We start from the raw sequence: 21,360 nt of genomic DNA on the forward strand, positions 1-21,360 counted from the left end.
GAAGCGGCTTATGACCTCAGATCGGGTCAGCCGCTGGAGCTGGACAGCAGAGAAGCCGGTTCTCCTTAGGAGAACCGGCTTTTCTAAGCAGTTAAATATATTCCAGCACTTCAGAAAGCGACTGAACAGAATAAACCGGCTGAACCTCATAATTGGCCAGGTGTTCTTTGGCAGTAACGCCGGTATGGACAATCAGCGTGTCCATCCCAGCCTTAATGCCTGCCATAATATCTGTGTCATAATTATCCCCGATCATCAGGGTATCTTCTTTTGCAGTCCCAAGCACCTTCAATGCCTGCTCCATAATAATGGATTCAGGCTTGCCGATAAACACAGGACTTGTTTTCGTGCTTACTGCGATCACAGAGGTGATGGCCCCGTTTCCTGGAAGCAGCCCTCTCTCCGTCGGAAGCGCGATGTCCCCATTAGTTGAAATAAATTCTGCCCCGCTTCGGACGCCAAGGCAGGCTTTGGCAAGCTTTTCATATGTAATTTCCCTGTCGATCCCCACAATAACAAAATCAGGGTTTTCCTCCTGTAATGTAAATCCTTTGTCCATAACAGCCTTGCGGATTCCTTCTTCGCCAATAACAAAAACAGAAGCATCCTGTTTCTTCTCATATACATAGTTCGCGGTAGCCTGGGATGTAGTGAAAACTTGCTCAGGTGCTGTTGGAATATCAAAAGCATTCAGTTTTTCCGCAACCTGCTCAGGCGTTCTGGATGAATTATTTGTTACGAACAGATAGGGCAGCCCTTTACGTCTCAGTGCATGAACAAACTCTCCGGCTTCCTCGATTTTTTCCGTTCCTTTATACATGGTTCCGTCTAAATCAATAAGAAATCCTTTGTAGTGTTTCATGAATACCACTCCAGTTTTTAAATAATAAAAGGCGCTCTCCTGTGAAGTAGGAAAGCGCCTTTTCCAGCATGCTAGCGTCTAAATGCAGATACAGGACCAAGCTCATTTTCCAGGTAGCTTCTCACCTTATCCGGAAAAGCCTGAAGAACAGCCGCTTCTTCCTTTATAGCTTTCTTCAATTCCCCATGTGAAATACTCATATATTCCTGAACAAGCGGCTTGCGGAAAGAAATCAGCTTTTTCAATCCCTTTTCATCTTCTTCATTTATCACTTTTTCATCCAGCAGGATATCAATAATATCTTCATAGCTTCCAGGATCACGCATGATAAAGCCGTCAATCATGGCATTGCCAACGTCCACAATCGACTCTATAAAAAGATGGCCAATCCTTTCAAGCGCAAGCTTCTCAAGCCTTGTTTCAAATGATGCCTGCTCTAAAAACAGCTGCAGCGTTTCTTCGTAATACTGCAGCAGCTGTTCAATCCGTTCTCTGTCAACAAAATACATCGGTGCCTCAGCTCCTGTTCAAAGCGCAATACGTGCTGTTTCAAGGGTTCCCGGGCGGGCGTAATAATACCCCTGAACAAGATCAACAGAGTTCCTTGAAAGCACTTCCGCTTCTTCTTTTTTCTCAATTCCTTCTGCCACAACAAGTGAGCCTGTCTCTCTGGCGATCAGCAAAAGGCCCTTCAGCATGCTTTCCTTCACCCGGTTCGTATCAATATCCTGAATAACAGACCGGTCAATTTTTATTATATCAGGAAGAATCTCGCTTATGGTATGCAAACTGGCATAACCTGCTCCGGTATCATCCACAGCAATCCGAAAGCCCATTTTTCTCAAGGCAGAAATATTTTCCTTGAAAAAATGAAGTCCTTCAATGGAGTCTCTTTCCGTTATTTCAAAGATAATTTGAGATGGCAGGACAGCAGGGTGCTCTTTCAGCACCTTGCTGACGTTCTTCATAAAACGCTGGCTGCCTAATGTTAAAGGAGTAAAGTTGATGAAGATTTCCTGTTTGCAGCCTGTTTCTTCCGTCAGCTGCAGCGCCTTCTCAAGAATCAGCATTTCCAGGTCAAACGCCATATTTGTCTGTCTTGCCACACTGAATAAGGGCAGCGGACTTTCCAGAGAGGTCCCTTTTGGCCCTCTCGTTAAAATTTCCCATGCCTTTACTTCATGAGTTGATAAATCAATAATAGGCTGAGCGAGCAGGGTAATATTCTGCTTTTGAATGATTTCCCGCATTTCCAATATGCTTTCAATATACTTTGATTGAACCCTTTTTTCAGCCATGGCGATTGCCTGCTGATGCGCCTTGTAGATGGCATCCTGTGTAGAATCATTTTGCTTTTCAACAAACATATAGCCTACTTCAAAAGAAAAATCACAATAAGGATAGCGCTTTGCGAGCCGGCTTTCAACCTTTGGCATAACCGTCCTGATAAAGCTTTCAATATGCGGAACACTTTGTCTTGCATCGTTTATTTTTAAAAAGATGGAAATCCCATCTGTATAATAGTCATGAACAACCAAAATTTCTTTGTTGTATTCAGAAGCTTCAAGAATCTCCTTGAAAGCTGTTTTCAGCTCAAGCAAGCAGGCTCTGTAATCCTCGGCATCAAGCTGTTGCGGGAGTTCTTTGATGTTTAAAAGATTGGCCACCACAACGGCAACTTTTCTGCCGCTGGCCACTGCTGAATAAACGCCCTCCAGTACGGGATTTCGGAGAACAAATTGAGGGGGATAATAGCGCAATTGCCTATATGGCAAAAGAATTTTGCTCCATTTGCTGAATCTTTTGCTGTGCAGTGTCCAAAAACCGCTTCTCATTCTCTCAACCCTTCTGGCTAATACCTTCTATGTATTACTATCTTATCACAAAACCTTATAATTCGACTTTTCCCTTGTAAATTTTTCTTTTAAACCCAATTTTTAAGAAATAACCAGGACATTTGTCCTTTTAAATTATTAGAAGATTCATGTTATTCTCTAGAAAAGAACGTGGAGGGGATTTTTGGTGGAGCGCTTTTTTTTATATGATGAAACGGTTGAAGCGAAAACGAGATTTGTCAGCTTTGCAGGAAAAAACAGAAGATTTGACCTTGCCATCCTGCAAACGGACCGTTATTTCGGTAAATCCATTGTTCTCGATATTCAAAGCAACCGGTTTGCCATTGTCGGCTTGGATGATTTAGAAGAAGAAGGAAGCATTGAAGCTGAATTCGGCTTTAGCGAAGAAGATGCAGCAGAGCTTCGGGAGTTTCTTTATGAAATGGTTTAGCGTATAAGATCACCGGATTGATATAAAATACTGTTATCAAATCCAGCTGGCAGGTGGCCTTTATGAAAGAGAAGTATACCGATTTTTCAAATGTCGAAAACATGCATCACTACCTGACGCCGGAGATTACCCCTGAGGGCCCATACGGAGCTCCCAGAGGCAAAGACGAGCCGGTTGAAAACAAAACCTCTCCATGGGAAGAAGGACAGCGCTACTACAGCGCCTTTAATTACGAAGTAAAACCGTTTCATCAGGACATCGAAAGGCAGTATCCGGGTGCACACCCTGTACATGACGACCCGGACAAGCGGGAAGAGCCTCCTTATAATGATGAAAGCAAAAAATAAAAATGCCGGACAGTTATCCGGCATTTTTATTTCGAATTTTTTTCAATACAAAATAGGCGCAGCCAAAGTTGCAGTATTCATAAATATATTCATCAAGGGTGCTGATTTTCGTATCATACGTTGCCTTCTGATTATCATTGTTGAAAAAACCTTTAAGGCGGAGCTGATTATATCCCCAATCCCCCACAATGAAATCATATTTATTTAAAATCTCTGAGTACCTTGCTTTAAAAGCCTCCTCATTAAAACCGTTCCGAACATCCTGGACAACCTCAAAGCAATGGTTTTGAATGCAGATCATGTCTTTCCTTCACCCCTTTTGTACAAGGCACATGCCTTATGTCTTACTTGGATAAGCTTTACTTAATAATAGCGGATTTGCGGCGCTCCAGCAATTGCTATGTTAGAAACAGCAGCCAAAAGCCATTCTAACGGTGAGGAGGTGCAAATCATGAAAAAATGGAAAAACGCGCTAGTCCTGCTGGCTGCTTTCGGAACGCTGGCAGGCTGTCAGATGCAAGACCGTGCAGGTGAAAGAGAAATGCTTCAAAAAGACGGAAATACAATTAACGTTTCCGACCGCACTGAAATGTATAATAAAAATGGCCTCCCTAACGGCCGTGAAGGAAAAATGACGAACTTTGGGTATGTAAGGCATACGAAAGCAGAGGTCACAAAAAACGGAAAAGCAGCGGAAATTCACGCCATTAACAGAGAGCAGCTTGCCAACATCATCAGCAGCATGGCTGTTCAGCTTCCACACGTCCAGGACGCTGCGGCCCTTGTAACAGATGAAGAGGTGATGGTCGCCTACCAGACCGATTCAAAAAAACGCTCTCAAACAGCAGACCAGGTAAAGCGGACAGCACTTTCAGTGGTTCCTGCCTATTTTCATATCTATGTCGCGGACAATCCTGAAATCATCAAGCAGCTTCAATCTTACAGCCGTTTTGACTCCAACACAAACAACATTAACCAGATCATGAACCAGACAATCAAAGAAATGAAGCGCTATCCGCAAGGCGGCAAAGCAGGAAGAGGCACGAATGCCAACAACGAGGATCCAGGAGAAATGGACAAAGAGCTTGATGTGAAAAACGGCCCTAAGTCTATGATGGTGGATTGAATACTGCCGTGATAGCAGTTTTGGCAGCCTGCATGTAAAGAGGTAAACCCGCATGTATATTGCAAAAGCTGCATGTAAAATGGATAGCCCGCACACAAATCGGGTAAACCGCATATGAGATAGCCCAGGCTGCATATAAAATTCCCAAACCTGCAAATAAATTTGAAAAACCTGCAATTAAAATCTTAAAACCCGCAATTAAAACCTGCAAACCCGCATATAAACCCGTTAAATAAGGGCCATTTTTTATAAAAGTTAGGCTGTTATGTTAAAAATCCGTACATTTTTCTTTAAAAACAGCTGAAATCCGACAGCCTTCAGCTAAAATGAACGGCCGGCTGCTAAAAGAAAAATCCCGAAAAGCCGTGATGGACTTTCGGGATTTATTTTTATGCATTTGCTTGTTTCGTTTTGGCTGCTTCGTTTACTTGCTCATCTGCATGGTAGGAAGAACGGACAAGCGGACCTGCTTCACAGTGGCTGAATCCTTTGCTCATGGCAATTTCTTTCAGCTCTGCAAATTCATCCGGATGGTAATATTTTTGAACTTTTAAGTGTTTTTTGGATGGCTGCAGGTATTGGCCGATGGTCATAATGTCTACGTTGTTGGCTCTGAGGTCATCCATTGTTTCGATGATTTCTTCTTTTGTTTCGCCAAGACCGACCATCAATGAGCTCTTTGTCGGAATGTCCGGCTGCAGTTCTTTTGAACGGCGGAGGAATTCCAATGAACGCTCATATGTTGCTCTGGCACGGACTCTCGGAGTGAGGCTGCGCACGGTTTCAATATTATGATTCAAAATATCCGGACGTGTGTCCATCAGTGTTTTTAGGTTTTCGTAAACTCCGCCCATATCGGAAGGAAGCACTTCAATAGTAGTAAACGGGCTTTTTCTTCTGATAGCTCTCACGGTTTCAGCAAAAACAGCTGATCCGCCATCCTTCAGGTCATCCCTAGCTACTGCCGTAATAACAGCATGCTTCAGATTCATTAAAGCAACTGAATCCGCCACGCGTTCCGGCTCTTGAAGATCAAGTTCTGTAGGAAGTCCTGTTTTTACTGCACAGAAGCGGCATGCACGCGTGCAGACAGAACCAAGGATCATGAAGGTTGCTGTTCTTCTGACAGCCCAGCACTCATGAATATTCGGACATTTTGCTTCTTCACAGACCGTGTGAAGGTTTTTCTCCCTCATCATTTTTTTCAGATCTGTATAGTTTTCGTTCGTATTCAGCTTTATTTTCAGCCATTCCGGCTTGCGCAAGTATTCTTCTTTTTTTGCCAACAAGATCAGCTCCATTATGTAGTCTTTACGCATGTATACAAAGAAAATGGAAACGCATCCACTTCATCCAAAACCAGCACCTGCAAATGCAATGTACACTAGTCACTTTAACATAGAAAAGGAAAGGAGGACAAGGGAAAGCGGAGTTCTATTTACTAACATTTTCTAAACATGAATCAGGTTTCAAACACCAAACTAAAGATATGCTATTTACCCTGAAAGGAGCATCCAGATATGAGAAGGTTTTTTGTCCTCATTTCCCTTTTCTTATTCCTATTGCCCTGCTCTGTATCCGCTCTCAGCCTGGATGACAAGCAGCTGTCGGATTCGAGAAAAAAGCTTTACCGTAAAATTGAATCAAGAACCCATGTCCCTTGGTATTTAATCGGGGCTGTGGATCAGTATGAAAAAAATGTCCGCCTTGCCCGCCGTGATCTTCCGAAGCAAACAGGACTGGCAGGTCTTTATATACCGCCGGATAAATGGAGCGGTGCTCTCAATCCAAAGGCATATGAAAGCGAGCCGGCAGCCATTGCCCTTTTTGGCGGGATGGGCAGGGATGGTGATGGTGACGGAAAAGCAGACCGTAACAATGATACCGATGTGCTGTACAGCTTTGCTGAATACCTTGCCTCTTATGGCATGCGAATGGATGATTACAGAATTGGACTATGGGAATATTATCAGCGTGATAAATCCGTTGGCATTATTTTTAACCATATGAAGCTGATTAAAAAATACAAACGATTTAATCTGAAAGAACGGGCCTTCCCTGTTTCCCTGCGCTCTGACTACAGCTATCGCAGCACATGGGGTGATGCCCGCGGCTGGGGCGGCCGGAGGATACATGAAGGAACAGACGTATTCGCAGGATACGGCGTTGCTGTTAAATCTAGCTGCTTCGGCGTGATTGAAATGAAAGGCTGGAACAGATACGGCGGCTGGAGGGTCGGCATCCGCGACTTTAATAATACGTATCATTATTATGCCCACCTGAATGGCTTTGCAAAGGGCTTGAAAGAAGGACAGATCGTCACACCAGGACAGGTAATCGGCTCTGTCGGAAGCTCCGGTTACGGACCGCCTGGAACTGCCGGCAAATTCCCGCCGCACCTTCATTATGGCATGTACAAGGATAACGGCCGGACTGAATGGTCCTTTGATCCTTATCCTCATATGAAAATGTGGGAGCGTGCTGAAAAGAAGGCGCTGAGGAAGAAGAGGAAATAGCTGCACGGTTTCATGCTGGGAGTAGGAAAATTCGGTATCTCTGTACAGCACTGATTTAAACAGTAAACCGGCATTTGGCTTAATGTAAATTAGCCATATGCCGGTTTTAGGTTTTTAATGCTAGCCCCTCACTATAGCAGGAGCGCAAAATTCATTTTTGCAAAGAGAAAAACGAATTTTCACCATTGGCCCTTCTCCATATTCGCCGAACCAGACTTTATACTCACCGATCGAGAGCACATTTTCGCCAATGAGGCTCTCATATTCGCCAAAACTCCAGTTAATTTATCCAATGGCCGGTTTTAAAAAACAACAGCAGGCATCCGGAATCCGGATGCCTGCTGTTATTACTTCCCGCCTCCCGGCATCTCAATAGCCGGCGGTGAGCCTCCACCGCTGTTAAAGTACTCAGGAACATCTCCTTGCACTGCCTTAAGGATGACAGGAACATTTGTCGTTACTGTAAACGGCTTCGTGGCAAATGGTATGACCGTTTCCACATCAACCTTTACACTGATGGAAATTTCAAATAGGGCGTTGTTGATGCCGTACTGCTTGACGTTTGTTTTGACGTCGGAAAATACATCCCCCATTACGTAAAAACGGACAGGGACCATTGGGCCAAGCCCGCCGAGGAGTGCATTATTTGTGGCCTGGCCGATTGGGATATACGAGACAATGCCGTTATTTTTCTGCCCGATTGTCACGCTGCCGGGCTTCCTGTTTTCAAGGCCTGCCATATTGCCTTTTTCTGCTTCACGCAAGTATTTTTGGATCTTTCCTGTAATGCCTGCCATCATCCTCGTGACATATTGGGAGTCAAAGCTCGTGTCTGTTACTTTTCCTGCTTTATCTCTTTTAACCTCTATGAGTTTAGTTGTATCGACATTCTTTTCCATTTCATCCTGGATCGCATTGTTAATAACAAGGCTCGCTATGCGTTTTGTTTCGATTTCAGCAATGCGCATCAGGGTTGGGCTGATTTCTTTATTGATGATGTAGAGTCCTGCAGCCGTTGATAATAGAAAGAAAACAAATGAGAGCAGAAGCACATAGCGAAAAGGCAGCGGCCCTTTTCTTTTCATGCGGCGGAATGATGCCAAAAGAAATCCCCCCTTACAAGCTATACATATGCTTGCAAAAGGGGGAATAGCAGATGTTTTTCATAACTTTCATTTTTACGGGCCGCCGATTAACAGTTAAGGCGCTGCTGCCATCTTTGCCAGAGCGTCTGTCCCTTTCATTCCCGGCACAATGCCGAGTGTTTCGGCTTCTTTTGTGACGGATTCAAGCGGCGCCTCCAGCAGCTCTTGAATGGTCCTGACGCTGACGGCTCTTCCTGCAATGATTCTGCGGCTTCCGAGCCGCTCATTGAGGAGGGCAACATCAAGAGCTCCGCAGGCAATATAACCTTTATCATTTGCAACTGCCATAAAGTTTGTTTTTGGCAGCTGGACTGAAACAGCAGTAAACATCGTTCCGTTAATAACTACAGGCTCCATAGTGATCATATGTCTGCAGCTCCCCTCTCCCATTACTTTATGAGAGGGGGCAAACTCATTATGAAGATTGTTTTGAAACTTTTTTCAGCTTCCAGGCAAGCAGGTCTCTCAGAAATTCAGGCATGAAAAAGCGTTTTTTCTTCGCTCTTCCGATTTCGGGATATAACGGACCGAGCGTGTACATGTCAACCGTTGCAACAGCATAGACTCTCTCAGGATCCAGAGGCTTTCCGCAAGCCATAATGGATTTTACATGGCGCTCTCCATCCTCAAGAACTTCTGTTTCAACCTCGATGCCGCTGAACACCATTTTCCCCATAATTTTGCCCCTGAAGCCAAGTCCTTTCAATTTCAGTTCTTCCATATCCTTTGAAATCGCCTGCAGGATGACTTCTCTTATCACCTGGCCTTTTAATTCAACTTTGCATGGGTTGATCGGATGCGGACAAATTCTGTGCAGGTCGCCGATTGTAACAGGACCTTCCGGAAGCGGTTCAAGCAGCATCCCGGCATTAACCATAGCCACTTCCCCACCACACCACTCCTTCAGTGCATCAGCAAGGAGTGTTCCAAGAGGAGAATCATCGAACCAATCAAGCGTGAGCTCTTCTTTTACAAATGCTGCTGGCTGATCCAGAGTTTTCGCACTTTCAGCAGCAAAAGCCTGAAGTTCTGCTTCCGTTTTTTCGTCATTTTCTTCCTCTTCCATCAGCCAGACAGATGCTGTTTCATTGATCTTCCCTTTGTCTGCATCCAATTCCACATGCCCTACATATCGGCCGTATTTTCCTGCCCCGCAAAGAAGCGTATTGGAGACACGGCGCCCTTTTTCCAGAAGGTGGTGGGTGTGGGAGCCGAGAATCAGATCAATTTCAGGAAAACGGGCTGCGATGGCTTCATCGTCCGTGATGCCGACGTGGGAAAGAAGGATAATGTATTCTGCCTTTCCCTTTACCTCCTGAAGCACTTCCTTCAGGCTTTCAAAAGGGTCTTTCAGCTGCCAGCCGAGCATCCGGTAGAATTCTTCATAAAAAACCGTAACCCCAAGAACGGCAGCTGTTATTCCTGTTTTGCCAAGCTCAATAAGCTCATAAGGCTTTGCCCACTTTGGCCTGCTCCCATTGAGATCATATAAATTAGATAAAATGACAGGAAATTCTGCCTCGTCATACAAAGAATCAAGCGCATCATGAGGAAGGGTAATTCCTTCATTGTTTCCAATTGTCGCTGCATCAAAATGAAGCTCATTTAAGCATTTAATATTAATTTTTCCAAGACTTGCCTCTGTAAGCGGATGGAACCTGTCAGTATGATCGCCAATATCAAATACATAGTAAGCTTCGCCCGCAAGATCATGTTCTTTTTTTCTCCGATTTAAAAAACTGGCGATTTTCGGCCAGTTTTCAAAATGGCTGTGCAAGTCATTAACATGATAAATATGAACCTTTTCCATTGGGAATGTCTCTCCTTATCCGTGCACTTCCTTATAGTAAACCTTGGTAAATCAGCCTTGCCCCTACCAGTATAAGGACTAATCTCAGCAGATTTACGACTGTTTTGCTTTCAAGCCTCATGTTCAGAAGAGCTCCCGCTTTGCCTCCGTACCATGCCCCAGGTATAAGAGCGAGAGCATATAACCAGTTAATATTTCCGAAAATAATATGAGTCACAGAGCTGGTTATGGAAGACAGGAAAATAATCAGCATAGATGTAGCTACCGCAACGTGCGGCGGAAACACAAAAAAGATGATCATAGCAGGAACCATTAACGAGCCTCCGCCTATTCCGAAAAGCCCGCCGAAAAAACCCACAGCGAAGGCAATCAAGATGCCGATCACAGGCTGAAAGGAATAGGTGTGCACCTGTCCTTTTTCATCTGTGTAGGTCCTTGCAATGCCGCTGGAAGATTGATTTAACGGCTTAATTTTATCCTTCAGGAACAGGACAATCGAAACAAAGATCATGAAAATTCCGAACCATAGGGAAAAGGAAGCAAGGTTAAATTCCTTATTCACATAAGCCCCGATTATGCTCCCAGGTCCGCTGCCAATAAAGAAAATCAGACCGCTTTTGTAGTCCGTCATTTTCTTTTTCATATAGGTAAGAGTAGATGAAAGCCCTGTGAAAATAATGACAATTAAGGAGGTCCCTACAGCAACCTGCGGGTTTATTCCTGTAAAAAGAGAGGACCCTGCTGATAAGAAAAGCAGGGCAGGCACGATAATAATGCCGCCTCCAAGGCCCACAAGACTTCCGATTGTCCCGGCAAAAAATCCGAGGATGATAAGCAAAATGTACTCCATAACTTCCCTCTCTCATACATGCAAAATGCTAATTGAATAAATCAAGCTGGCGCGGTGCAAGGCCTTCATAGGAAATATCCATTAAGTCCAGAAGCATTTTGGCATTTCCCGATGCGTCACCGCCTGAATTGTTGTTAAAAACAAGATAAATATCTTTTGTTGATTTTTGCAGAGCGAGAAGCTTTTCCTTCCACTCCAGAAGCTCTGCTTCGTTATATTTATATAAATAGCGGATCTCCCGCCATTCCTTCCCTTTTACAGGCTTTTTCCAGCCATGCACATTTCGTCCATGCATCCTGATAAGGGTTTTATCAGGATCTGTTGCTTCAAGTACTGCAGGAATGGAGCCCTCTCCAGCCTGAGGCTCGTCACAGATGCTGTGAATCCACCCATCTTCCTTCATATATTCCAGGGTCTTTTCATAAAATTCCCCTTGGAACCAAGTTCTATTTCGAAATTCAAGTGCACACGGAATATCACCCATTTGCTTCCTGCACCATCTTAAATACGTCACATTTTCTTTCGTGCAATCAAACCAGGGCGGAAACTGGAACAGCACCATTGTCAGCTTGCCGGACTCACGAAAATGAGTCAGCGATTTTTTGAAAGCCTCAAACATTTCTTCCTTGCTGTCAAATGGAATTTCTCCGCGCTGGTGGCCTGTCATTCCCTGATACGCTTTTACAATAAAATGAAAATTCTCAGGTGTATCGTTTGTCCACTTTTTCATATTTCTTTCCGGCTGAACCGCATAAAAGCTGGCGTCCACTTCAACAACTGGAAAATGAGCCGCATATTCTTTCAGCTTTTCAGAAGCTGGAAGCCCGTCACGGTAAATCTCATCATGATCTCCCCAGCCAGTTACTCCTATATAAATCACGGCACTCACCTCTCTCTATAGTTTATCATACAACAGCAGAATTCTGTTTTTACAGCAACTGTCCTAAATTATCAATAGAAAAAAAGGGAAGATATGTTATGATGAACAGGATAGAGGAGGTATGATGATGAAAAAGTACCAAATGATTGGTGACATCTTATTTTATCTGGCTTTGCCCTATTTCATCTGGAAATTTGGACAAGAGCCGCTTGGAAACTACTATGCCATGCTGCTTTCTACGACTCCAGGCATCGTTTACACCATTTTTCGCTTTTTTGCTGATAAACAGTTCAACGTCACCGGAGTATTTATCCTGGCAAGCATGAGCGTGACAACCATTATCGACCTACTCTCCCAATCCGCAGAGCGGATGCAGTGGAATAACGTATATACAGCCTTCGGATTCGGACTCTTCTGGATCATCACCATGATCATGAAAAAGCCTTTTGCCCTTTATCTAATGGCTGACATCTCAGCACTTCAGGGAATCGACAGAGAAAAGAGCAAAAAGCTGTACCGCAGTAAAAAACTGCTGCCTCTTTTCTATATGGTCAGCATTCTGTTTGCTGCAAGGAGCATGATCAGCGGCTTCCTGAGAGCCTATTTGATCAATACAATCGGGATCTCTCATTACGATAAGATTCTTTTTTATATGAAAGTCTACGGATGGATTTTCGGCGCCATTATGGCTGTTGCTTTCGTCTATGTAGGCATGAAGATCAGCAATGAAATGGAAAAAGAAAATCCCGAACCTAAAATTGAAGGAAACGAAAACAGCTCGCCGGTTTGATCGGCGGGCTGTTTTTTTTGAAAAGGGGGCAGACATAAGCCTTAAATTTCAGAAAGCAAAAATGAATTTATCCTACCCCCTAAAATTGGAGAAGCCCGTCTTAACGTTTATTGGTATCGTTCACGATCAGGATACGGATTAGCATTCTTATGTATAAAAAATAGGCCCGCATAAGAGAGCCGATTTTACAATTTATCTAAATCTCCATTTTTCTTGAAAGAGGCTAATTTATTATAAATAGCCCCAAGTAAACCAATTACCGCTCCCAGCAAAAGGGATATGATTAATAATCCTACAATGTAATTATTATCTAATATCGAATAAGCCGCAAAAAATAGGATAAAGCTTAAAAGCATCCCTAAGGAGACGCTTTTAATGATGGACTTCACTATTTTTCCCCCAAGTATATATGTGGATGGTCTTCCTTTGTCTTAAATCAGTTATCGGTTTGTTCCAGCTTCTTTTTCAAATACTCCGCACGTATTTTTTCAAGCTGCTGCTTTTTATCAAATTTGGCTGGCTTTTGTTTTTCATGATATTTTGCCACAGCTGCCTTGCCTTTGGTATCTAATTGATATTTCCCCACTTTGTTCACCTACTTTTCTTATCCTTTAAGAGAATCTGTTTAACAAATATAATATACCTTATTTTGCTGAAGTAAACCTTAATCTTGATGTTCCTCTAAAAAAAGAAGAAGACGAACTTCAAAAGTTCGCCTCCTACAGGGTTTTACTATCTTAACCGATTGAACCTTCCATTTCAAACTTAATCAAACGGTTCATTTCAACGGCATATTCCATTGGCAGTTCTTTTGTGAACGGCTCGATGAAGCCCATGACGATCATTTCAGTTGCTTCTTCCTGTGAAATGCCGCGGCTCATCAGATAGAACAATTGCTCTTCAGATACTTTTGATACTTTTGCTTCATGCTCCAATGAAATGTTGTCGTTCAGAATTTCATTGTAAGGAATCGTATCAGAAGTTGATTTGTTATCCATAATCAATGTGTCGCACTCAATGTTGGAACGGGCGTTTTCAGCTTTGCGGCCGAAATGCACGATTCCGCGGTATGTTACTTTACCGCCTTGTTTAGAGATGGATTTAGACACAATTGTAGAGGATGTGTTTGGCGCCAGGTGAATCATTTTGGCTCCGGCATCCTGATGCTGGCCTTTGCCTGCCATGGCAATGGAAAGGGTCATGCCGCGCGCACCCTCGCCTTTCAGAATAACAGCCGGATATTTCATTGTCAGCTTGGAGCCGATGTTGCCGTCAATCCATTCCATTGTGGCATTTTCGTCACAAACCGCGCGTTTTGTCACGAGGTTGAAGACGTTGTTTGCCCAGTTCTGGATGGTAGTATAACGGCAGTAGCCGCCTTTTTTCACGGAGATTTCAACGACTGCGCTGTGAAGGGAATTTGTTGTGTACACAGGAGCTGTACAGCCTTCTACATAATGCACAGATGCGTCTTCGTCAACGATGATCAGCGTGCGTTCGAATTGGCCCATGTTTTCAGAGTTGATTCGGAAATACGCCTGCAGCGGAGTATCAACTTTAACGCCTTTCGGTACATAGATGAAAGATCCGCCTGACCATACAGCAGAGTTCAATGCAGCGAACTTGTTGTCCGTCGGTGGAATGACTTTTCCCCAGTGCTCTTTAAAAATGTCTTCATTTTCGCGAAGAGCGCTGTCCGTGTCCTTGAAGACGATTCCCATTTCTTCAAGATCTTCTTTCATGTTGTGGTAAACAACCTCTGATTCATACTGGGCAGAAACACCTGCAAGGTATTTTTGCTCTGCTTCAGGAATTCCAAGTTTGTCAAAGGTTTGCTTGATTTCTTCCGGCACTTCATCCCATGATCTTTCAGATTTCTCTGAAGGCTTCACGTAATAAGTGATTTCATCGAAATTGAGTGCAGCAAGGTCGCCGCCCCATTGAGGCATCGGCATATTGTAAAAGTGCTCTAAAGATTTCAGACGGAATTTAAGCATCCATTCAGGCTCTTGCTTCATACGGGAAATTTCTTCAACAATTTCCTGTGTTAAGCCGCGTTTTGAACGGAAGATGGAGACGTCTCTGTCAGAAAAGCCATATTTGTAATCGCCGATCTCCGGCATCTTTTTAGCCATTCATCTTCACTCCTTTATTGTAATGTACTGCTTTATCTTGAGCCATTGGCTGATTTAGTGTTAGTTTTCAGGCTGTGAAGAGATTCCTTTTTCCATCGCCTTCCACGCAAGTGTAGCACATTTAATGCGGGCTGGAAATTTTGAAACACCCTGCAGTGCTTCAATATCTCCAAGATCAATGGAGTCGTCGTAATCTTTTCCAAGCATCATATCAGAAAAAATGCCTGCCAGCTTTAAAGCTGTTTCTGTGTCCTGGCCTTTGATTGTCTGCGTCATCATGGAAGCAGACGCCATAGAAATGGAGCATCCTTCCCCATCGAATTTCGCATCTGTTACTTTCCCGTCTTCTACCTGAAGAGTCAGATGAATTCTGTCACCGCAGGTCGGGTTGTTCATGTCAATGGTCAGGCCGTCTTCAATTGATCCCTTGTTGCGGGGATTTTTATAATGATCCATGATAACTTGACGGTACAGGCTGTCAAGATTCCCATTAAAAGACATTCGTGAAATACTCCTTTGTTCTGATTAAAGCATCAGCAAGTTTATCGATCTCTTCTTCTGTATTATACAGGTAAAAGCTCGCTCTTGCAGTTGCAGACACTTTTAACCATTTCATTAAAGGCTGGGCGCAATGATGCCCCGCCCTGACCGCAATACCTTCTGCATCCAGAACGGTTGCCACATCATGCGGATGAACATCCTCAAGGTTGAACGTGACAATGCCCGCTCTCTCTTTCGGACCGTAGATGGTCAGCCCTTCTGTGCCGGAAAGCTTATCAAGCGCGTAGCCGGCAAGCTTATGCTCATGCTCGAGGATATTATCAAGCCCGATATCCGTAAGAAAATCAATGGCAGCGCCAAGGCCGATGGCACCGGCAATGATCGGCGTACCCGCTTCAAATTTCCACGGAAGCTCTTTCCACGTTGAGTCATACAAATCAACGAAGTCTATCATTTCGCCGCCGAATTCAGCTGGCTCCATGTTTTCAAGCAGGGCTTTTTTGCCGTAAAGCACACCGATGCCCGTCGGTCCGCACATTTTGTGGCCGGAAAAAGCGAAGAAATCGCAATCCAGATCCTGAACATCCACTTTCATATGAGGAGTGCTCTGTGCGCCGTCTACAACCATTATCGCTCCATTTTCATGGGCAATAGCGGCAATTTCCTTCACCGGATTGATCGTGCCGAGTACGTTCGATACTTGCATGACAGCGACAATTTTCGTATCTGAAGTAATCGTGTTCCGGGCATCCTCGAGAGAAATAGATCCATCCTCCTGAAGAGGAATGTATTTCAGTGTCGCACCAGTGGCTTTTGCAGCCTGCTGCCATGGAATAATGTTCGCATGGTGCTCCATATGAGTAATGACAATTTCATCGCCTTCTTTAAGGTTGGCGCGGGCGTAGCTCATTGCGACAAAGTTCAGGGCAGTTGTAGCGCCGCGGGTAAAGATCACTTCTTCAATAGAAGATGCATTGATAAACTTGCGGACTTTCTCGCGTGCCCCTTCATAACGGTCTGTAGCCTTTGTGCCAAGGGTATGAACACCCCTGTGCACATTGGAATTGTATTCTTTATAATAATTTTCAAGTGTTTCGATCACAGTCAGCGGTTTTTGGGAAGTGGCCGAGCTGTCAAGATAGACAAGGTCATGTCCGTTAACCTGCTGATCCAAAATTGGGAACAGTTTCCGGATTTCCTTGATATCCATTACTTCACTTTCCTTTCAATCACACTGATCAGCTGCTTTTTCACGCCTTCAATCGGCAGCTGTTTCACAACAGGTGCAAGGAAGCCGTAAATAACGAGCCGTTCTGCCTCTGTTTTCGTAATACCGCGGCTCATTAAATAATAAAGCTGGACTGGGTCCACACGGCCGACTGAAGCAGCATGGCCTGCTGTTACATCATCTTCGTCGATTAAAAGAATCGGATTGGCATCTCCGCGGGCCTTTTCACTCAGCATCAGAACGCGGGATTCCTGTTCTGCATTTGCTTTGGAGGCACCGAATTCAATCTTGCCAATCCCATTGAAGATGGAAGTAGCACTGTCTTTGTTAACGCCGTGCTTCAAAATATAGCCTTCGGAATGTTTTCCAAAATGGACGATTTTTGTTGTAAAGTTTTGAGTCTGCTCACCGCGGCCGACTGCAACGGTTTTAGTATCGCCGTAAGAACCGTCGCCCACAAGGTTTGTAATGTTCTCAGAAACCGTGTTTCCGTCGTTCATTAAGCCGAGCGCCCACTCAATGCGGGCGTCTCTTCCAGCTGTCCCGCGGCGGTTCACATAAGTGGTAATGCCTTTAGAAAGAGTGTCAACCGCACCATATGCCACTTTGGCATTTGTTCCGGCAAACACCTCTGTAACGATGTTAAAAACAGCTTCTTCTGATTCGCTTGCAGAAATATAGTTTTCCACATAGGTGACAGAGCTGCTCTCATCAGCTACAAGCAGAACATGGTTGAACATGGACAGAGAAGGTGTTTCGTGAATATAAACTGCCTGCAATGGAGCAGTCAGCTCCACATTTTTCGGAACATAAACAAATGCTCCGCCATTCATAAGTGCGGCATGAAGGGCTGTTAGTTTATTTTCATCGATTTTTACGCCGTCTGTCATATAGTATTTTTTCACGAGATCGCTGTGCTCGCGAACTGCTGTAAAGATGTCAGTGAAAATAACCCCTTTTTCTTTCGCTTCGCTTGAAAGGGAAAGATGTGCAGGTGTATTGTCGCGCTGAATATATAAATTGCTGTCGGCATTTTCAATATCAATCAATGTTTTGACTGACTCGTCAAGCTCATTCAAGGATTGATAAGCATCGCTCTTCACGCGAAGCTGATCAAATTCTGTGAAATTCCAGCCAGTGATTTTTGTTTTGTCCGGTTTTGGCATCGGAAGTTCTTCTGCTTTTTCCAAAGCCTGCAAGCGAAGGTCCTTCAGCCATTCCGGTTCGCCAAGCTCTTTGGAAAAGCTTGAAACCGTTTCATTATCATACTTCGTTTTCGTTTCCAAAGTGAGTCCCCCTAACGCTTACGCTTCTTGTCCAACAGTTTCGTCTTCGATACCAAGCTCTTGCTTAATCCAGTCATAGCCTTCTGCCTCAAGACGCTTAGACAGCTCAGGTCCGCCTGATTTTACAATGCGGCCCTGCATCATAACATGCACTTGATCCGGTGTAATGTAGTTAAGAAGACGCTGATAGTGAGTGATAATCAGGCAGCCGAAATCTTCGCTCCGCATTTTATTGATTCCTTTTGACACAACCTTCAGAGCATCAATATCAAGGCCAGAGTCGATTTCATCAAGAATGGCAATTTTCGGCTGAATCATCATCAGCTGAAGAATTTCATTCCGTTTTTTCTCACCGCCAGAGAAGCCTTCGTTCAGATAGCGCTGAGCCATATCTGGATCCATTTCAAGGTATTCCATATTTTCATCCATTTTGCGGATAAATTTCATCAGGGAAATTTCTTCGCCTTCCTCACGGCGGGCATTAATAGAAGAGCGAAGGAAATCGGCATTTGTTACTCCGCTGATTTCACTTGGATACTGCATAGCAAGGAACAGGCCTGCACGTGCGCGCTCATCTACTTCCATTTCGAGAACGTCTTCACCGTCAAACGTAATGCTTCCTTGAGTGACTTCATACTTCGGGTGCCCCATGATTGCTGAAGACAGGGTGGATTTTCCGGTACCGTTTGGTCCCATGATCGCATGAAACTCACCGCTTTTTATTTCAAGATTTACTCCCTTGAGTATTTCTTTTCCATCAATAGATACGTGTAAATCTTTAATGATAAGTGTTGAACCAGCCATAAAAAAATACCTCCATGATCTTTTAAATTTGCCAAGATCTCATTCTCATTTTATTCTCATTCTAATCTTATAACAAATTAAAAGTGAATACAACCGTTTCACAAGGCCGCAAAACAGGGCTCATTCCTTTATAGTATCATCTTGAAGAGGAGAATGAATCCCTTTTTTAACGCGAAAAGAACCGGTGTTTAACACCGGTTCTTTTCGTATGGTTCATCTTCTGTTATCGGTGAACTTTTCGTTCTACTTCTGCAAGCACCTGCTGGCTTTTTTCAAAGTCTGCCTGCCGCTCTTTTTCTACCTTGAGGCGGCTGCCCAGCTTTCTGCTATATTCTTCGTAACCGATTCCGTGAGCCTGCTGCATCGCTTTTTCCATCTCCGCTGTGTAATCAAGGTGGAGCTTCTCCTGGTCAGAAATAATGAATCCATCCTTTCGGTTTTATAAATACATAACCAATGATATCAAATAGAAAATTTCCATCAAACTCTGCAAGAAGCGATTTACCGCTGTACATTTCTTTGATACCCCATCTGCATCAGCAGAAAACCTTTAATCGGAGTAATCCTGCCATTTCCGTCTTTTTACAGCCAAAAACCCGGCATATGCCGGGTTTTTCTGGTTAGTGCCTGGACTGATTCAATTCTGTCATGCATTCCTGCACAAGGGTTACCGCCTGGCTCATGGCAGCTCCTCCGCCGAAGGCAGCCGTTACGCCGACTGTTTCAAGGATCTCTTTTTCAGAAGCACCTTGGTCAAGGCAGCCCTTCGTATGGTAAATAATGCAGTATTCATCCTGTGAAAAAATACTGATGCCAAGCGCAATAAGCTGCTTTTGCTTTTGGGACAGTTCTCCTTCTTTAAAGCAGGCTTCCGTAAAAGCATTATAGTGGTGTGCCAGATCAGGCATTTTTTCGGTAAAAGTTCCTAAGCCCATTTTATAGCCCAATAGAGCGGCTTCCGCCGTATTGCGGGGTTCCATTTGTTCCACAGCCAATCATCTCCGTCTTCTGTAGATTTCATGGTTAGTATGCAATATTGCAGAAGAGGCTATTCTCCATAAAGAAAATCAAGTCAAAATTACAGCCTGACCACCTGGATCACCTGATAGGAGATTTTCAAGCTGCTGTATGGCAAGCTCAGCATCAGGACCGGAAACCTTGAGAGTTCCTTTGCAGCTCCCTTTTAAGCCCGCTGCCAAGATGCTCATGCCAAGCAGACTTTTCGCATTAACCGTTGATTCATTTGTTTCAATTAAAATGTAGCTGTTTAACTCACTGATTTGACGGACAAAGGATAGAATTTTGGACAATTGCATACCTGAAGGGATTTCACAAGGAATCGTCATTTCCGGGGCTCTCATTTCAAAGATCCTCTCCTTTAAGGTTATTGGGTCCTTCTTGAAATGAGTATCCCATGCTTTCCGCCGCTTTTCTTCCTTCTTGTCAGGTTATTTCTCAAAGAAATTTGAAAAGCCGGCAGAAATCTGCCGGCAATTTTATTTTGCAAGTGTAATGGATGAATCTTTCTTGCTTGGTACGGCAGCCGGCTTAAATTCTTTTTCCGACTTGGCAATAACAACCGTTGCCACACTGTTGCCAATTATATTTGTAATGGCTCTCGCCTCTGACATGAATCGGTCAATTCCGATGATCAGAGCAATTCCGGCCACAGGAACCATTGGAAAGGCGGATAGTGTAGCAGCGAGAGTAATAAAGCCTGACCCTGTTACCCCTGCTGCTCCTTTAGATGTCAGCATCAAGATTCCAAGCAGTGTAAGCTGCTGTCCAAGTGACAGATCCACCTGAAAGGCCTGTGCAATAAAGATCGCTGCCATCGATAAATAGATGGATGTACCATCAAGATTAAACGAATAGCCTGTCGGCACAACCAGCCCTACAACAGATTTAGAGCAGCCGTAGTTTTCTAATTTTTTCATTAAGCTTGGCAGTGCTGATTCAGAAGAAGAGGTTCCAAGAACAAGAAGAAGTTCTTCCTTGATATAAGCAAGGAATTTAAAAATATTAAAACCGGAAAATTTCGCTATTCCGCCAAGCACGACAATGATAAAGAGGAACATCGTCAAATATACCGAGCCCATTAGCTTTCCAAGAGAAACAAGTGAGCCAAGGCCAAATTCCCCTATCGTGTAAGCCATTGCCCCTGCTGCAGCAATTGGTGATACCTTCATCACAATTTTTACAATACCGAAAAAGATATCGGTTACCCGCTCAAAAAAATCTATAACAGGCTTTGCCCTTTCTCCAATACCAGCAGCTGAAACACCGAACAGCACGGCGAAAAACAGGATAGGAAGCAAATCTCCGCTCGCCATAGCCCCAATTGCGTTCTCAGGCACAATATCTGTTAAAAACCCGACAACGCCGTGGCTCGCTTCATTTTTCGCCTCACTAGTATATTGACTCGTATCGCTTTCATTAATTCCAGAGGTAGAGATTCCTGCCCCAGGCTGAATTAAATTAACAACAATAATGCCAATAGCCAGCGCAAGTGTTGTCACGATCTCAAAGTAAAGCAGCGCTTTTCCCCCAATGCGGCCCACTTTTTTTAAATTTCCCATTCCGCCTATTCCTGTGACGATGGTCATAAAAATGATCGGCGCGATCAGCATTTTAATCATTTTAATGAAAACATCAGCCAGCACTTTCAGCTGAATTCCGAATGCAGGAAACAAAAAGCCGATGCCAATCCCCAGCAGTATCCCGATAATGACTTGTACGGTTAAGTTTTTAAAATTGATTCTCAAATCTCCACCCCTTTGTCTGGTTGTGACCG

The 21,360-nt window shown here is 44.0% G+C and carries 26 protein-coding genes; 5 read left to right on the forward strand and 21 right to left on the reverse strand.

The window, feature by feature from the left end:
* Positions 1 to 91: 91 nt before the first annotated feature.
* From LRR81_RS18600 to LRR81_RS18610, 3 genes are all read right to left on the reverse strand, one after another.
* Positions 92 to 862 carry a TIGR01457 family HAD-type hydrolase gene (locus tag LRR81_RS18600; RefSeq protein ID WP_231790906.1) on the reverse strand — a complete coding sequence of 257 codons (771 nt, stop codon included), beginning with the start codon at positions 860 to 862 and terminating at the stop codon, positions 92 to 94.
* Positions 863 to 933: 71 nt separating this feature from the next.
* The gene (locus tag LRR81_RS18605) at positions 934 to 1,371 is read right to left on the reverse strand and encodes a DUF86 domain-containing protein (protein ID WP_231790907.1); all 438 of its coding nucleotides are present in this window, start codon (positions 1,369 to 1,371) and stop codon (positions 934 to 936) included.
* 18 nt (positions 1,372 to 1,389) lie between these two features.
* Positions 1,390 to 2,697, reverse strand: coding sequence for an EAL domain-containing protein (locus LRR81_RS18610; RefSeq protein WP_231790908.1), 1,308 nt, complete (start codon positions 2,695 to 2,697; stop codon positions 1,390 to 1,392).
* A gap of 184 nt (positions 2,698 to 2,881) precedes the next feature.
* Here LRR81_RS18610 and LRR81_RS18615 point away from each other — a divergent pair, with 184 nt between their 5' ends.
* Together LRR81_RS18615 and LRR81_RS18620 are read left to right on the forward strand one after the other, a co-directional pair.
* On the forward strand, positions 2,882 to 3,148 hold the full coding sequence (locus LRR81_RS18615) for a DUF3055 domain-containing protein (RefSeq protein WP_231790909.1): 267 nt from the start codon (positions 2,882 to 2,884) through the stop codon (positions 3,146 to 3,148).
* A 62-nt stretch (positions 3,149 to 3,210) separates the two neighbouring features.
* Positions 3,211 to 3,495 (forward strand): cytosolic protein, encoded by a 285-nt coding sequence (locus LRR81_RS18620; protein WP_231790910.1) that lies wholly within the window; start codon positions 3,211 to 3,213, stop codon positions 3,493 to 3,495.
* Between the two features lie 13 nt (positions 3,496 to 3,508).
* On the opposite strand, the gene LRR81_RS18625 is transcribed toward LRR81_RS18620, so the two are convergent.
* A complete protein-coding gene (locus LRR81_RS18625) occupies positions 3,509 to 3,796 on the reverse strand; it encodes a YutD family protein (protein WP_231790911.1) in 288 nt (95 codons plus the stop codon).
* 150 nt (positions 3,797 to 3,946) lie between these two features.
* Between LRR81_RS18625 and LRR81_RS18630 the strand changes: the two genes are divergently transcribed.
* A complete protein-coding gene (locus LRR81_RS18630; protein ID WP_231790912.1) occupies positions 3,947 to 4,621 on the forward strand; it encodes a YhcN/YlaJ family sporulation lipoprotein in 675 nt (224 codons plus the stop codon).
* Positions 4,622 to 5,010: 389 nt separating this feature from the next.
* Here the strand turns inward: LRR81_RS18630 and lipA are convergent, their stop codons facing one another.
* Positions 5,011 to 5,907 carry a lipoyl synthase gene (gene lipA / locus LRR81_RS18635; protein ID WP_231790913.1) on the reverse strand — a complete coding sequence of 299 codons (897 nt, stop codon included), beginning with the start codon at positions 5,905 to 5,907 and terminating at the stop codon, positions 5,011 to 5,013.
* A gap of 234 nt (positions 5,908 to 6,141) precedes the next feature.
* Between lipA and LRR81_RS18640 the strand changes: the two genes are divergently transcribed.
* Positions 6,142 to 7,137 (forward strand): M23 family metallopeptidase, encoded by a 996-nt coding sequence (locus LRR81_RS18640; protein ID WP_231790914.1) that lies wholly within the window; start codon positions 6,142 to 6,144, stop codon positions 7,135 to 7,137.
* 347 nt (positions 7,138 to 7,484) lie between these two features.
* Here LRR81_RS18640 and yunB read toward each other — a convergent pair whose 3' ends face one another.
* The 5 genes from yunB to LRR81_RS18665 form a co-directional block, all read right to left on the reverse strand.
* Entirely contained in the window at positions 7,485 to 8,240 is a 756-nt protein-coding gene (yunB, locus tag LRR81_RS18645) for a sporulation protein YunB (protein WP_231790915.1), read from the reverse strand.
* Between the two features lie 96 nt (positions 8,241 to 8,336).
* A complete protein-coding gene (locus LRR81_RS18650) occupies positions 8,337 to 8,648 on the reverse strand; it encodes a YunC family protein (protein WP_231790916.1) in 312 nt (103 codons plus the stop codon).
* A gap of 49 nt (positions 8,649 to 8,697) precedes the next feature.
* Positions 8,698 to 10,092, reverse strand: a complete 1,395-nt coding sequence (locus LRR81_RS18655) for a bifunctional metallophosphatase/5'-nucleotidase (RefSeq protein WP_231790917.1) — start codon at positions 10,090 to 10,092, stop codon at positions 8,698 to 8,700.
* 31 nt (positions 10,093 to 10,123) lie between these two features.
* Positions 10,124 to 10,942 (reverse strand): sulfite exporter TauE/SafE family protein, encoded by an 819-nt coding sequence (locus LRR81_RS18660; RefSeq protein WP_231790918.1) that lies wholly within the window; start codon positions 10,940 to 10,942, stop codon positions 10,124 to 10,126.
* 28 nt (positions 10,943 to 10,970) lie between these two features.
* Positions 10,971 to 11,822, reverse strand: coding sequence for a DUF72 domain-containing protein (locus LRR81_RS18665; RefSeq protein WP_231790919.1), 852 nt, complete (start codon positions 11,820 to 11,822; stop codon positions 10,971 to 10,973).
* A gap of 127 nt (positions 11,823 to 11,949) precedes the next feature.
* Between LRR81_RS18665 and LRR81_RS18670 the strand changes: the two genes are divergently transcribed.
* Positions 11,950 to 12,612, forward strand: a complete 663-nt coding sequence (locus LRR81_RS18670; RefSeq protein ID WP_231790920.1) for a VC0807 family protein — start codon at positions 11,950 to 11,952, stop codon at positions 12,610 to 12,612.
* Positions 12,613 to 12,797: 185 nt separating this feature from the next.
* Here the strand turns inward: LRR81_RS18670 and LRR81_RS18675 are convergent, their stop codons facing one another.
* The 11 genes from LRR81_RS18675 to LRR81_RS18725 form a co-directional block, all read right to left on the reverse strand.
* The gene (locus LRR81_RS18675; RefSeq protein ID WP_231790921.1) at positions 12,798 to 13,001 is read right to left on the reverse strand and encodes a hypothetical protein; all 204 of its coding nucleotides are present in this window, start codon (positions 12,999 to 13,001) and stop codon (positions 12,798 to 12,800) included.
* A 47-nt stretch (positions 13,002 to 13,048) separates the two neighbouring features.
* A complete protein-coding gene (locus LRR81_RS18680; protein WP_231790922.1) occupies positions 13,049 to 13,198 on the reverse strand; it encodes a hypothetical protein in 150 nt (49 codons plus the stop codon).
* A 151-nt stretch (positions 13,199 to 13,349) separates the two neighbouring features.
* The gene (gene sufB, locus LRR81_RS18685; RefSeq protein WP_231790923.1) at positions 13,350 to 14,747 is read right to left on the reverse strand and encodes a Fe-S cluster assembly protein SufB; all 1,398 of its coding nucleotides are present in this window, start codon (positions 14,745 to 14,747) and stop codon (positions 13,350 to 13,352) included.
* A 60-nt stretch (positions 14,748 to 14,807) separates the two neighbouring features.
* Entirely contained in the window at positions 14,808 to 15,248 is a 441-nt protein-coding gene (gene sufU / locus LRR81_RS18690) for a Fe-S cluster assembly sulfur transfer protein SufU (protein ID WP_231790924.1), read from the reverse strand.
* A complete protein-coding gene (locus LRR81_RS18695; RefSeq protein ID WP_231790925.1) occupies positions 15,238 to 16,458 on the reverse strand; it encodes a cysteine desulfurase in 1,221 nt (406 codons plus the stop codon). The genes sufU and LRR81_RS18695 overlap by 11 nt, the downstream gene beginning before the upstream one ends.
* A complete protein-coding gene (gene sufD / locus LRR81_RS18700; protein ID WP_231790926.1) occupies positions 16,458 to 17,762 on the reverse strand; it encodes a Fe-S cluster assembly protein SufD in 1,305 nt (434 codons plus the stop codon). Before sufD ends, LRR81_RS18695 begins: the two co-directional genes overlap by 1 nt.
* Before the next feature lie 18 nt (positions 17,763 to 17,780).
* Entirely contained in the window at positions 17,781 to 18,566 is a 786-nt protein-coding gene (sufC, locus tag LRR81_RS18705) for a Fe-S cluster assembly ATPase SufC (protein ID WP_231790927.1), read from the reverse strand.
* A 223-nt stretch (positions 18,567 to 18,789) separates the two neighbouring features.
* Entirely contained in the window at positions 18,790 to 18,930 is a 141-nt protein-coding gene (locus tag LRR81_RS18710) for a hypothetical protein (RefSeq protein WP_231790965.1), read from the reverse strand.
* A 256-nt stretch (positions 18,931 to 19,186) separates the two neighbouring features.
* On the reverse strand, positions 19,187 to 19,546 hold the full coding sequence (locus tag LRR81_RS18715) for a carboxymuconolactone decarboxylase family protein (RefSeq protein ID WP_231790964.1): 360 nt from the start codon (positions 19,544 to 19,546) through the stop codon (positions 19,187 to 19,189).
* Positions 19,547 to 19,633: 87 nt separating this feature from the next.
* On the reverse strand, positions 19,634 to 19,927 hold the full coding sequence (locus LRR81_RS18720; RefSeq protein WP_231790928.1) for an HPr family phosphocarrier protein: 294 nt from the start codon (positions 19,925 to 19,927) through the stop codon (positions 19,634 to 19,636).
* A gap of 135 nt (positions 19,928 to 20,062) precedes the next feature.
* Positions 20,063 to 21,331 (reverse strand): dicarboxylate/amino acid:cation symporter, encoded by a 1,269-nt coding sequence (locus tag LRR81_RS18725; RefSeq protein ID WP_231790929.1) that lies wholly within the window; start codon positions 21,329 to 21,331, stop codon positions 20,063 to 20,065.
* Between the last annotated feature and the right edge of the window lie 29 nt (positions 21,332 to 21,360).

Source organism: Metabacillus kandeliae (genome assembly GCF_021166585.1).
Lineage (GTDB): Bacteria > Bacillota > Bacilli > Bacillales > Bacillaceae > Metabacillus_B > Metabacillus_B kandeliae.